12 protein-coding genes are annotated in these 11,858 nt (G+C 67.7%); 2 read left to right on the top strand and 10 right to left on the bottom strand.

From position 1 onward, the window contains the following. Positions 1-196: hypothetical protein (locus H0X90_RS35895; protein WP_230877701.1), on the top strand; the 196-nt coding region annotated here is incomplete at its 5' end. A 99-nt stretch (positions 197-295) separates the two neighbouring features. Here the strand turns inward: H0X90_RS35895 and H0X90_RS32110 are convergent. From H0X90_RS32110 to phnS, 7 genes are read right to left on the bottom strand one after another with little or no spacing between them, the layout of a single operon-like run. Beyond that, positions 296-850, bottom strand: coding sequence for a phosphonate degradation HD-domain oxygenase (locus H0X90_RS32110; protein ID WP_006489482.1), 555 nt, complete (start codon positions 848-850; stop codon positions 296-298). Between the two features lie 4 nt (positions 851-854). After that, positions 855-2,309, bottom strand: coding sequence for a phosphonoacetaldehyde dehydrogenase (gene phnY, locus H0X90_RS32105; protein WP_034203268.1), 1,455 nt, complete (start codon positions 2,307-2,309; stop codon positions 855-857). Further along, on the bottom strand, positions 2,306-3,616 hold the full coding sequence (phnA, locus tag H0X90_RS32100) for a phosphonoacetate hydrolase (RefSeq protein ID WP_077190643.1): 1,311 nt from the start codon (positions 3,614-3,616) through the stop codon (positions 2,306-2,308). Before phnA ends, phnY begins: the two co-directional genes overlap by 4 nt. Next, positions 3,613-4,473, bottom strand: coding sequence for a 2-aminoethylphosphonate ABC transport system, membrane component PhnV (phnV, locus tag H0X90_RS32095; protein ID WP_077190642.1), 861 nt, complete (start codon positions 4,471-4,473; stop codon positions 3,613-3,615). The genes phnA and phnV overlap by 4 nt, the downstream gene beginning before the upstream one ends. Further along, on the bottom strand, positions 4,463-5,383 hold the full coding sequence (gene phnU, locus H0X90_RS32090) for a 2-aminoethylphosphonate ABC transporter permease subunit (RefSeq protein WP_077190641.1): 921 nt from the start codon (positions 5,381-5,383) through the stop codon (positions 4,463-4,465). Before phnU ends, phnV begins: the two co-directional genes overlap by 11 nt. Then, positions 5,361-6,464 (bottom strand): 2-aminoethylphosphonate ABC transport system ATP-binding subunit PhnT, encoded by a 1,104-nt coding sequence (gene phnT, locus H0X90_RS32085; protein ID WP_006494272.1) that lies wholly within the window; start codon positions 6,462-6,464, stop codon positions 5,361-5,363. The genes phnU and phnT overlap by 23 nt, the downstream gene beginning before the upstream one ends. 34 nt (positions 6,465-6,498) lie before the next feature. Then, positions 6,499-7,590, bottom strand: coding sequence for a 2-aminoethylphosphonate ABC transporter substrate-binding protein (gene phnS / locus H0X90_RS32080; RefSeq protein ID WP_006489475.1), 1,092 nt, complete (start codon positions 7,588-7,590; stop codon positions 6,499-6,501). A 261-nt stretch (positions 7,591-7,851) separates the two neighbouring features. On the opposite strand from phnS, the gene H0X90_RS32075 reads away from it, so the two are divergent. Continuing rightward, a complete protein-coding gene (locus H0X90_RS32075; RefSeq protein ID WP_048985297.1) occupies positions 7,852-8,961 on the top strand; it encodes a 2-aminoethylphosphonate--pyruvate transaminase in 1,110 nt (369 codons plus the stop codon). Positions 8,962-9,058: 97 nt separating this feature from the next. On the opposite strand, the gene H0X90_RS32070 is transcribed toward H0X90_RS32075, so the two are convergent. Genes H0X90_RS32070 through aroQ form a run of 3 tightly spaced genes read right to left on the bottom strand, consistent with a single transcriptional unit; the run spans position 9,059 to position 11,747 of the window. Then, complete coding sequence (locus H0X90_RS32070; RefSeq protein ID WP_006489486.1) at positions 9,059-10,402, bottom strand: MFS transporter; 1,344 nt, start codon at positions 10,400-10,402, stop codon at positions 9,059-9,061. Positions 10,403-10,440: 38 nt separating this feature from the next. Further along, positions 10,441-11,295: a shikimate dehydrogenase gene (locus H0X90_RS32065; protein WP_006489465.1), complete on the bottom strand. Its 855-nt coding sequence runs from the start codon at positions 11,293-11,295 to the stop codon at positions 10,441-10,443. Beyond that, positions 11,292-11,747 carry a type II 3-dehydroquinate dehydratase gene (aroQ, locus tag H0X90_RS32060; protein WP_006489476.1) on the bottom strand — a complete coding sequence of 152 codons (456 nt, stop codon included), beginning with the start codon at positions 11,745-11,747 and terminating at the stop codon, positions 11,292-11,294. The genes H0X90_RS32065 and aroQ overlap by 4 nt, the downstream gene beginning before the upstream one ends. Between the last annotated feature and the right edge of the window lie 111 nt (positions 11,748-11,858).

Genomic DNA, 11,858 nt, shown 5'->3' with positions numbered 1-11,858 from the left:
AGCAGCGCTGCGTTTTCAGCAGCAGAGAAGCGAGATTATGAACCGTGTTTCGCAGTTCGTCAACAACTTTCTGAACGACTTCGTTGCGACTGCGGGGCTCAACTTCCGTACCGCCGAGGCTCGCTACTTCCGAACTCCAACGGCACTGCTTCCCTTCCTTCCGCGCCGCGTTTCCGTTAGCGCGAAAGAGGCGTGATTCTATGCAGCTCACGGCGATCGCGCAAGGGGTTTCGCAAAAAATATAAGGCGCCGCACGCTGCCGCGTGCGGCGCCTTATATAGAAGCAACCGAACCGTCAGGAAGCCACGCGCGCCTGGCGTGCGACGATCGCCATATAGTGATCGAGATCCGGCGTCGCCTTGCCTGGCTCCTTCGCCGTATCGTCCCAGCGGCGCAGGTGCAGCGCGTCCTCCGCGAACGGGCGCTGCAGGAACGCCGCCGCTTCCTCGTCACTGAAGATACCGCCCTGCAACGCCAGGCTGCGCACCGAGTCCGGCGACAGGCTCTCGAAATAGCCGGCGTCCGTGCGGCACAGGCAGCGCTTCGCGTCGACGTGCAACCGGATCGGCTCCAGCACCGCGTCGGAAAACAGCGGCCGCAGGAACGGCAGCACGTAATACTGATGCAGATCGTCGATCCCGCGCGCGCTCGGCGTGTCGCCCTGGCGATTCAGCAAATGGCCGAGGTCGTGCAGGAACGCCGCCGCGACCAGCGCTTCGTCCGCCCCGGACGCTTCCGCCAGCAACCCGCTCTGCAATGCATGCTCGAGCTGCGTGACGGGTTCGCCGCTATAGGCCACATGGCCATGCTCGCGATACAGGCCGTGGATCTCTTCCACCGTCAGCGCCATTCGTTTACTCCCAAGGCAGCGAAAACGTCTTCAGGTTCGTGAAACTCTTCATCGCCTCCTGGACGCCTTCCTTGTAACCGAGCCCCGAATCCTTGATCCCGCCGAACGGCGACAGTTCGATCCGGTATCCGGGCACTTCCCATACGTTCACCGTGCCGACGTTCAACTCGTTCACGAACCGTACGACGGCGGCCGTGCTGTCCGTACAGACACCCGACGACAGCCCGAACGCCGTGCCGTTGCTGAGCCGGATCGCGTCGTCGATCGTATCGAATGCGATGACGGGCGACACGGGCCCGAAGGTCTCCTCGCGCACCAGCGTCATCGACGGATCGACGTTGTCGAGCACGGTCGGCGCGTACAACGCGCCGCGCCGCACATTGCCTGTCAGCAGGCGCGCGCCCTGCGCGACCGCCTCGTTCACGCGTGCCTCGAACAGTCGCGCCGCGGCTTCGTCGATCACCGTGCCCATTTCGTTCGAGGGATCGAATGGATCGCCGTATTTCCAGGCGCGCGTCTTCTCGACGAGCAATTCGGTGAACGCCGGCGCGATGGAGCGCTGCACCAGCATCCGCTTGACGGCCGTGCAGCGCTGGCCCGAATTCCGGTACGAGCCCAACACCGCGAGCGACGCCGCGCGGTCGGGATCGGCATCGGCGAGGACGATCAGCGGATCGTTGCCGCCCAGCTCCAGCACGATGCGCCGGTAGCCGGCCCGCGCCGCAATCGCCTTGCCGATCGCGACGCCGCCCGTGAACGTGATCAGCGACGCATGCGGATGCGTGACGAGCTCGTCCGCGATCTCGGCCGGGTCGCCGGTCAGCACCTGCAGCATCGGTTCCGGCAGCCCGGCTTCATACAGCAGGTCGGCCAGATAGAACGCCGACAGCGGTACCTTCTCCGACGGCTTCACGATCACGCGGTTGTTGGTCGCGATCGCCGGCGCGATCTTGTGCGCGACCTGGTTCATCGGATGATTGAACGGCGTAATCGCGACGATCACGCCGTCGAGCGGCTGGCGCTGCGAGAACACGCGCCGCGCCTTGCCGTGGGGCGTCAGGTCGCAAGAGAAACTCTGCGCGTCGTCACGCAGCGCCTCGACCGCCGCGAACTTCAGCACGTCGGCCACCCGGCCGATCTCGTAGCGCGAATCCTGTTTCGACAATCCCGACTCGAGCGTGATCAGGTCGGACGCCTCCTCGGTGCGCTCGCGCAGCAGCGCGGCCGCACGTTCGAGAATCTGCGAGCGTTCGTAGCGCGTCAGCGTCGGCCGGTAGGCCATCGCGTAATCGAACGCCGCACGCACGTCGTCGACGCTGGCGAGCGGCGCGGTGCCGACGCGCGTGCCCGTGTACGGGTCCGTGACGTCGAGCGTGCGCTCGCGCATCGCGCGCGTGCCGCACCAACGCAACGCTTCGGCACGAAACGACGGATGATCTTGCCGCGGATGAGCCATCATGTCGCGATCCGGTTCAACACGAAATCGAATACGTCGAAGTTGCGCGGGCGACGTGCGGGATCGTCCCGCTCGATACGGCGATTGAACAGCAGCGGCACCTCCTGCTCCGACACGCCGCCATGCGAACGCAGCGGCACCGTGAGGCCCGACAGATCGTGGTCGCGTTCACGCGTACCGAGCGTCATGTCGCGGCGGCCGATCACGACGAGATCGCCGATCCGGTCGGCCGGCAGTTCGAAACGAGCGGCGGCTTCCGCGTTGTCGAGCACGAGCTCGACGCCATCGAGGCCACCGATGCGCCACATCGCTTCGGGCCGATCGACGCCCGGCGCCAGGTAGATCGTCGCGAACGAACCGAGCGCGCCGTGATGCACGACGTACGGATCGGTAATCGGCAGGATCACGCGCGCCGCCTGCGTGCCGTACCAGCCGTCGAAGGCGTCCTGCAGATAGATCACGTTCGGCCGGCCCGTCTCCGGATCGTGCTTCGCGTTCATCCCGTGATCGGCCGTGAGCCCGATCACCCAGCCGAGCGCGTCGAGCTGCGCGAGGTAGCCGTCCATCATCGCGTAGAACGCGTTCGCGCCGGCACTGCCCGGCTCGCATTTGTGCTGCACGTAGTCGGTGGTCGACAGGTACATCAGGTCGACCTGCCGCGTCTGCGCGAGGCGTACGCCGGCCGCGAACACGAATTCGGACAATGCCGCGCTGTACACATCCGGCGACGGCAGGCCGACCCAGTCGAGCACGTCGACGATCCCGTTTTCCGCGAGATTGGCCTGCGCGGCCTTCTCGGCCGAAAAGCAGATGCCGTTCAGCTGCCAGCCGAGCAGCCGGCGCAGCTTGTCCTTCGCGGTCACGACGGCCACCCGCGCACCGGCGTCGGACGCCGCGGCGAGCAGCGTGCCGGCCCGCAGGTAGGCCGGGTCGTTCATCATGACTTCGGCGCCGCGCCCGCCGTCGGCGGCCGGATCCCAGAAGTAGTTGCCGCAGATGCCGTGAACCGACGGCGGCACGCCGCAGACGATCGACAGGTTGTTCGGGTTGGTGAAGGTCGGCACGACGCAATCGGCGCGCCACGCGGTGCCTTGCTCGATCATCCGGCCGATGAACGGCGCGACGCCCGCTGCCACCGCCCGTTCGAGATAGTCGTACTCGCAGCCGTCGACACAGATGACGACGGTCGGCTCGACCGGCAGCCGGTAGCGCCGGCCGTTGACGTCGATCGAGCGTCCCGCGAGATCCGGCGCACCCTTGCCGGCTGACGGTTGCTCGCCGGGGAGCCGCAACGCGAACGCGGCGTTCATGATGCCGCCCGCTTGCCGCGCGGCACGCGCGCGGCGATCAGCAGCAACGCCAAGAGCGACGCGCCGAGCATCAGCAGCGACAGCGCCGACGCCGGCAGGTAGTAGCCGCGCTCCACCTGCCCGATCACGACGATCGGCACGGTCGCGAAGCCGGGCGGATATACCGTCAGCGTCGCGCCGAGCTCGCCGAGCGACAGCGCGAAGCCGAGCGCGAGGCTCGCGCGCAGCGCCGGCACGAGCTGCGGCAGCAGCACGCGGCGCAGCACCATCGCGGGCGGCGCACCGAGGCTCGCGGCAGCTTCGCGCAGCACGGTCAATTCCGGGCGCAGCGCGGCGGCCGCGCAGCGATAGCAGAACGGCAGAATCAGCGCGAGCTGCACCAGCACGACGATCGCCGCCGAGCTGGACAGGTCGAGCGGCTTCCGGTGATACGCAATCAGCACCGCGAGCCCGAGCACGACGCTCGGTACGCCGTTCGGCACCATCACGAGCGCGTCGACGACCGCCCCGAGGCCGCGCCGGTCGCGCCCTTCGAGCGCGAGCGCCAGCCACAGCCCGAGGATCGTGCCGAGCGCCGATACGCCGAAGCCGATTTCGAGGCTCGTCAGCAGCGCGTCGTATTCCGGCGAGCCGAGCCGCTCGAACCAGCGCAGGCTGTAGCCGGCCGGCAAGATCGTGCCCGACCACTGCGTCGACACGCTCGACAGCGCGACGACGATCACCGGCAGCACGAACAGCCAGAAGCACGCGAACGCGGCCAATGCGAGCGCGGCGCGCGACGCATGCTTGAGCAACGCGTCGGTCCAGCCGACCTGGTGCCGCGGCACGGCCTGCCCGATACGGAATTCAGCGGACATCGTTCCCTCCCGTCGCACGCCGGTTCACCCGGCGATAAACCGCATACAACGCCAGCGACAGCGTCAACATCACGACCGCGCCGGCCGACGCGGTCGGCAGGTCGAGATCGACGGTCGCGCTGCTGTAGATCGCGACCGGCAACGTGACGAGCCGCGCGCTGCCGAGCACGAGCAGGATGCCGAACTCGTTCAGCGTCAGCAGGAAGCACAGCACGGTGCCGGCGGCGATGCCCGGCCACGCGATCGGCAGCACGACGCGGCGCGCGAGCATCCAGCCGGGCGCGCCGAGGCTGCGCGCGGCTTCGATCAGCCGCAGGTCCAGCGTCGCGAACGACGCGAGCGTCGGCCGCACGACGAACGGCGTGTAGAACACGGTCTGCGCGAGAATCACGCCGCCGATGCCGAACAGGAAATCGAGCGGCGGATGCTCGAGATGGAACAGGTGCTGCAGCGCGATGCTGATCGAGCCCTGCGAGCCGTACAGGAAGATCAGCGTGAACGCGACGAGGAACGACGGAAACGCGACGTACAGCTCCAGGAAGCGCGTGACGAGCGATGCACCCGGGAACGGCTTGAAGAACAGCAGCGCGGCCAGCAGCACGCCGAACACCGATGCGGTGCCGGCGCTCGCGAACAGCACGCCGAGCGTCGTCAGCAGCACGTTGCGCGTGTCGGGATTGCCGAAGAAGGTGCGGTACGCGGCGAAACTCAGCCCGTGATCGCCCGACACGCTCAGCAGCACGAGCCGCACCAGCGGATAGACGACGAGCGGGCCGAGCACGACGATCGCCAGCGCGGCGAGGTGCAAATCGCCCATGCGCCTGTGGCGCCGCGCGGCCGCGGCGTGTGCGGCGGCCGACGCGAGCACGTGCGGCGGCAGGCCGGCTTCAGGGCTCGATAAGGACGACATCGTCTGCCTCGCAATGCAGGGACACGCGCGCACCGCGCTCGGGAGCCGCGCCGCGGCCGCGTTGCATCGTGACGCGCACGGGCTCGTCGGGCGCCGCGTCGATCACGACGGCGATCGACAGGTCCGCGCCCTGCCATTCGACCGACGACACCGTGCCGTGCAGGCCGCCCGCTGCGGGCGGCATCACGGTCAGCCGCTCGGGACGCACGCACGCGACCTTGCCGCGCACCTCGTGGCGCGGATCGCCGAGCGGGAAGATCACATGCGGCGGCAGCAGGTTCGCCGGGCCGAGATAGCGCGCGACGTAGCCGTCGCGCGGCGCGTCGTACAACTGCTGCGGCGTGCCGAGCTGCGCGATGTGACCATCGCGCATCAGCAGCGCGCGATCGGACAGCACGAGCGCATCGTCGCGGTCGTGCGTCACGCAGACGACGGTCAGGTTCGGCAGGCGCTCGTGCAGCGCCTTAAGTTCGCTGCGCACCGACGCGCGCAGGTTGGCGTCGAGCGCCGACAGCGGCTCGTCGAGCAGCAGCACGTCGGGCTCGATTACCAGCGCGCGGGCCAGCGCGACGCGCTGCTGCATCCCGCCCGACAGTTGCGCGGGCAGATGGTGACCCGCGTCGCCGAGCTGCACGAGCTTCAGCGCATCGGCGACGCGGCGCGTCACTTCCGACGACGCCATGCCACGCGCGCGCAGCCCGAATGCGACGTTCTCGAACACCGACAGGTGCGGGAACAACGCGTAATTCTGGAACAGCAGACCGAGGTTGCGCTTGTGCGGCGGCGCATAGGTCAGGTCGCGTCCGGCAACGGTCAGCGTGCCGGTCAGGCCGTCGGCCTTCACGAACCCGGCGATGAAGCGCAGCAGCGTGGTCTTGCCGCAACCGCTCTTGCCGAGCACGGTCAGAAATTCACCGGCGCCGATCGACAGCGACAGATCCTCCAGCACCGTGCGCGCGCCGTAGCGCACGCTCAGATGCTCGATCTGCACGCCGCCCGGCGCGCCGGACCGCAGCGTCGCGTGCGGTTCGGCGGCGCCGAATGCGCCGGGATGGGTCAGGGTGGTTTCCACCGGGTTCATCCTCTTGCTCGCGAATACAGGCGGCGTGCGCCGATCACTTCGGCTTGACGACGTCGAGCTGCTTGCCCGAGCTGCCGATCACGTCCTTCTTCCAGCGCTCGATCCACACCGGCTTCTTCGCCATCACCTGGGTCCAGTCGACCGGAATCAGCTTCACACCCGCGATCGCCTTCTTGACCGCTTCGCCGTTCTTGCCGGCCAGCGGCACGTCGGTGCGGCCCGGGATGCCGTACATGTCCGGCACCTTCGACTGCACTTCCGTCGACATCAGGTAGTCGATCAGCTTCCGGCCGGCGTCCTGGTTCGGGCCGCTCTTGATCAGGCCGATGCCGTACGGGAGCTGGAACGTGGTCGGCTGGTCGCCGTCCTTCGCGGCCAGGAAGATCGGCTTGATGGACAGCGCGCCGTGTTCGGCGTCGTCGAGGTCCATCTGCAGGTCGCCGTTCGCGACGCTGATCTCGTTGCGCGACAGCAGCACGTTCAGGTAGCCCGTGCCCTTCGTGTGGAACTTCACGCTCTGCGACAGCTTCGCGAGATAGTCGAACGCCTTGTCCTCGCCCATCAGCGACGTCGTCAGGATCAGCACGGCCATCCCGTCGCCGGCCGTGGCCGGGTTCGAGTACGCGACCTTGCCGGCGTAGGCCGGCGCGAGCAGGTCGGCGAACGTCTTCGGCTGGTTCTTCACGACGTCCGGGTTGATCGCGAACGAGAAGTAGTTGTTCACGAACGTCGCCCAGGTGCCGTCCTCGGCCTTCGCGATGGCCGGCACGTTCTTGTAGTTCACGCTCTGGTACGGCTGCAGCAGGCCCATCTGGCCGGCTTGCTGGATGAACGGCGGCAGCGTGACGATCACGTCGGCCTTCGGGGAATTCTTCTCGATGTTCGCGCGGTTCACCACCTCGCCGCTGCCCGCCGTCACGATGTTGACCTTCACGCCTTCCTTCTTCTCGAAAGCCGGCAGCACGTCGCGATAGAGGTTCTCGAGGCCGTCCGCCGTGTACAGCACGACCGCGTTTGCCGCATGCGCCGGCATCGCGGCGCCTTGCAGCAGACCGGCGGCGCAGGCGGCCAGCGCGAGTTTGCGGAACGCGCCGGCGGCGGCGCGCGAGGGTTTCTGCAGTGTCATCTCACTTCTCCGTAGGCGGAACACCAAACGGCCGGGGCACGATCCGGCTCTCCTGTTGTCTTCGGGCGAGCCGCCTGGCGGCCCGCCTCGCTACCGCGCTCAGGCTGGGTGTCGCGCGGCAACCGAAGGATCACAGCGTTCGATGACAAAGCCGTGACGAATGCCACAATTTCCAAAAAATGACACATTTTGCCACTATCATGCAAGTCATTCGGAAATGCCATCCGGTGTTTCGTTCGCCCTTTGCTGGAGACAAAAGCCATGCCCGACCCGATCCTGCTCACGCCCGGCCCGCTCACCACGTCCGCCACAACACGCCACGCAATGCAACATGACTGGGGGTCGTGGGATGCCGCTTTCAACCAGCTGACGGCCAGCGTCTGCGCGGATCTCGTCGCCATCGCGCATGGCGGAGACGAGTACGTATGCGTGCCGATGCAGGGTAGCGGCACGTTCTCGGTCGAAGCCGCGCTCGGCACGCTGGTGCCGCGCGACGGCGTCGTGCTGGTGCCCGAGAACGGCGCGTATTGCGCGCGCATCCTGAAAATTCTCGGCCGGCTCGGTATCGACGCGATCGCGCTGCCGTTCGGCGAAGACGCGGCCGTCGACGCGGCGGCCATTGAGGCTGCGTTCGCGCGCGAGCCGCGCATCACGCACGTCGCGCTCGTGCACCTGGAAACGAGCGCCGGGATCCTGAATCCGCTCGACGCGATCGCGGCCGCGTGCCGGCGGCACGGCAAGCGGCTGATCGTCGATGCGATGAGTTCGTTCGGCGCGCTGCCGATCGCGCTGGCGGACAGCGGCATCGACGCGCTGATCTCGGCCAGCGGCAAATGTCTCGAAGGCGTGCCGGGAATGGGATTCGCGATCGTGCGGCGCGACGCGCTCGACGCGAGCGAAGGCAACTCGCCCTCGCTCGCGCTCGATCTCCACGACCAGTACGCGTACCTGCGCAGGACGGGGCAATGGCGCTTCACGCCGCCGACGCACGTGATTGCCGCGCTGCGCGCCGCGCTCGACCAGTATCTCGCCGAAGGCGGCCAGCCGGCGCGCGGCGCGCGCTATGCGGACAACTGCCGGACGCTGGTCGAATCGATGCGCGCGCTCGGTTTCGTGCCGTTCCTCGACGCGAGCGTGCAGGCGCCGGTGATCGTCACGTTTCACGCGCCCGACCATCCAGCCTACGATTTCCGCCGTTTCTACGACGCGGTGCGCGACGCGGGCTTCATCCTGTATCCGGGCAAACTGACGCGGCTCGAGACGTTCCGCGTCGGCTGCATCGGCGCGATCGATGCGGGCGATATCCGGCGGGCGGTCGCCGCGATCGCGCAGGCAATCGAATCGCTCGGCATCGCGATGCAGCCCGCATGAAGCGAGGTATGTGCCGACCGGTCGGCACGCGCAAACAAAAAACCCGGCGGCCAACCGGCCGCCGGGCGAACGCACCGAGTGTACGTGGAGCCGGTGCTTACAGCTCGATCCGCTTGATGTCGCCGACGACGAAGATGTACGACAGCGCACCGACCAGCGCGATCACGCCGATGAACACGAGCGCGCCGACGAACGAGCCGGTCGACGCGACGATGAAGCCGACCACGAGCGGCGTGACGATGCCCGCCAGGTTCGCCGCGAAGTTGAAGATGCCGCCCGTCACGCCGAGCAGGCCGTCCGGCGCGATGTCCGACACGAGCGTCCAGCCGAGCGCGGCCATCCCCTGCGCGAAGAACGCGACCGACATGATCGCGATCACCGCCTCGTTGCTCTGCACGTAGTTCGCGAGAATGATCGTCGACGCGAGCAGCAGGCCCGCGATGATCGGCAGCTTGCGCGCGAGGTTCGCGGACTTGCCGCGGCGCAGCAGCCAGTCGGAGAAGATCCCGCCGAACATCACGCCGACCGACGCGGCGATGAACGGCATCACCGCGAAGAAGCCGATCTTCAGCCAGCCCATGTGGCGCTCGGTTGCCAGATAGGTCGGGAACCAGGTCAGGAAGAATACGAGCGTCGAGTTGCCGGCGAACTGGCCGAGGCAGATGCCCGCGAGCTGGCGCTTCTTCACCAGTTGGCCGACCATCGACCAGCTGAACTTGGCCTGCGCCGGCTTGCCGCTCTTGTCGCCGTCCTTGCGCGCACCGTGCACGAGACCGCCGCCCGCTTCGATATAGGCCAGTTCCGCCGAATTCGCGCCCGGGTGGTTGCGCGGCTCGTGGTAGAACTTCCACCAGACCAGGCCGAACACGATGCCGACCGCACCGACCACCCAGAACAGCGAGCGCCAGCCGAACGCGCCCATCAACGCGAACAGCACCGGGCTGAAGAACGCGAGGCCGATGTACTCGCCGACGGTGTAGGTGCCGGTCGCCATTGCGCGTTCGTTCTGCGGGAACCACGTCGCGACGACGCGGCTGTTGGTCGGGAAGCACGGCGCTTCCGTCACGCCGAGACCGAGCCGGCACGCGAGCAACGTCGCGACGCCCGGCACGAAGCCTTGCAGGAACGTGCACAGCGACCACAGCGTCATCGACCAGTAGTAGGTGATCTTGCTGCCGAAGCGGTCGAGGAACAGGCCGCCGGGCACCTGCATCGCCACGTACGTCCACGAAAACGCGGAGAACATGACGCCCATCACGGCCGCGTTGATGCCGAGCTCCTTGGTGAGCTGCGGCGCCGCCACGCCCAGCACGGTGCGGTCGAGATAGTTGATCATCGTGCCGATCGCGAGCAGCGCGAGGATCTTGTAGCGCGCCGACGTGCGCCGGACCGTGCCGGCCGCCTGCGCCGGCGCGGCGCTCGTGTGGGTGGTGTGTTGCATGGTCGTCTCCTGTCTCTCTTTCTGTGTCTGCAAGGGGGTCAGCGCGCGACGAGCGACTGAAAGTGATCGAACATCCGCTCGGCGTCGGGCGTGCGCCCGGTGAAGAGCTCGAACGCGTCGACGGCCTGGTACACGGCCATCCCGCCGCCCGGCAGCGTCGCGCAGCCGGCCGCGCGCGCGGCGTGGATCAGTTCGGTTTCGAGCGGGAAATACACGATGTCGGCCACCCACATGCCTGCGTGGAGCAGTTCGGCCGGCAGCGGCAGGCCCGGATGCTTGGCCATGCCGGTCGGCGTGCAGTGGATCAGGCCGGTCGTTGCGCGCATCGCGGCCGCGAGATCGCTGCCCGGCGTGACCCGGGCGGCAGGGAAGCGCTGCTGCAATTCGCCCGCCAGCGCGGTGGCGCGCGTGCCGTCGACGTCGAAAATCGTCAGTTCGGCCGCGCCCATCTGCAGCGCGGCGTGCGCGACGGCCGCGCCCGCGCCACCCGCGCCGAGCTGGACGACGCGGTCGAGCTTCGCGTCCGGCAGCCCGCGGCGGAACGATTTCGCAAAGCCCGACCAGTCGGTGTTGTGGCCGATCCGCTTGCCGTCCTTGAACAGCACGGTGTTCACCGCGCCAAGCGCACGCGCGTCGTCCGACAGCGCGTCGAGGTGCTCGATCACGCGCTGCTTGCACGGATGCGTGATGTTCAGCCCGTTGTAGCCCATCCGCTGCGCGGCCTCGAGCAGTTGCGGCAGTGCGTCGACGGTCACGCCGAGCGCATCGAGATCGATGCGCCGGTACACGTAGCCGAAGCCCTGGCGGAAGCCCTCTTCCTCGTGCATCGCGGGCGACAGCGAACCGCCGATGCCCTGGCCGATCAGGCCGATCAGAAACGACGGGCGGCTCATCGGGCGGCCCCCTGCGCGAACAGCGTCGCCAGGCGCTGCAACGCGAACACATAGCCTTCGGTACCGCAGCCGCAGATCACGGCTTCGGCGATCGCCGAGATATACGAATGGTGGCGAAACGCTTCGCGGCGATGGACGTTCGAGATATGCACCTCGATCACCGGCTTCGCGATCGCGGAAAGCGCGTCGGCCAGCGCGACCGACGTGTGCGTATAGGCGGCCGGGTTGATCACGATGCCGTGCGTGTCGTGACGCGCGGCATGCAGCCAGTCGATCAGCTGGTGCTCGGCGTTCGACTGGCGAAACTCGATTTCCAGCCCGAGCCCTTCCGCCGCCGTGCGGCAGCGCTGCTCGAGATCGGCGAGCGTTTCCGCGCCGTAGATATGGGGCTCGCGGGTGCCCAGCAGATTGAGGTTCGGGCCGTTCAGCACCAGCACCTTGTGCTTGCTCATCGTGTTTCTGCTCCTGAAACAGGGGCAGACCAGGATCGGCGCCGCCCCGAAGACATCGGAATTTGGCGCTAGTGTGCGCCCGTGCACGCGGGCTGTCTTTTCGGGTTTTCG

The organism is Burkholderia sp. 9775_39 (assembly GCF_015712225.1).
In the GTDB taxonomy this organism is placed as follows: domain Bacteria; phylum Pseudomonadota; class Gammaproteobacteria; order Burkholderiales; family Burkholderiaceae; genus Burkholderia; species Burkholderia cenocepacia.
The sequence above is the reverse complement of the archived record's forward strand: the minus strand, read 5'-3'. Positions and strand labels throughout refer to the sequence as shown.

What these genes read in the sequence shown, in the direction of transcription:
- phnU (WP_077190641.1), bottom strand. Translation starts at nt 5,383, where the DNA reads ATGTCGTCCTTATCGAGCCCTGAAGCCGGCCTGCCGCCGCACGTGCTC.
- H0X90_RS32070 (WP_006489486.1), bottom strand. Translation starts at nt 10,402, where the DNA reads ATGCAACACACCACCCACACGAGCGCCGCGCCGGCGCAGGCGGCCGGC.
- H0X90_RS32110 (WP_006489482.1), bottom strand. Translation starts at nt 850, where the DNA reads ATGGCGCTGACGGTGGAAGAGATCCACGGCCTGTATCGCGAGCATGGC.
- phnV (WP_077190642.1), bottom strand. Translation starts at nt 4,473, where the DNA reads ATGTCCGCTGAATTCCGTATCGGGCAGGCCGTGCCGCGGCACCAGGTC.
- phnT (WP_006494272.1), bottom strand. Translation starts at nt 6,464, where the DNA reads ATGAACCCGGTGGAAACCACCCTGACCCATCCCGGCGCATTCGGCGCC.
- phnA (WP_077190643.1), bottom strand. Translation starts at nt 3,616, where the DNA reads ATGAACGCCGCGTTCGCGTTGCGGCTCCCCGGCGAGCAACCGTCAGCC.
- H0X90_RS32065 (WP_006489465.1), bottom strand. Translation starts at nt 11,295, where the DNA reads ATGAGCCGCCCGTCGTTTCTGATCGGCCTGATCGGCCAGGGCATCGGC.
- H0X90_RS32075 (WP_048985297.1), top strand. Translation starts at nt 7,852, where the DNA reads ATGCCCGACCCGATCCTGCTCACGCCCGGCCCGCTCACCACGTCCGCC.
- aroQ (WP_006489476.1), bottom strand. Translation starts at nt 11,747, where the DNA reads ATGAGCAAGCACAAGGTGCTGGTGCTGAACGGCCCGAACCTCAATCTG.
- phnY (WP_034203268.1), bottom strand. Translation starts at nt 2,309, where the DNA reads ATGATGGCTCATCCGCGGCAAGATCATCCGTCGTTTCGTGCCGAAGCG.
- phnS (WP_006489475.1), bottom strand. Translation starts at nt 7,590, where the DNA reads ATGACACTGCAGAAACCCTCGCGCGCCGCCGCCGGCGCGTTCCGCAAA.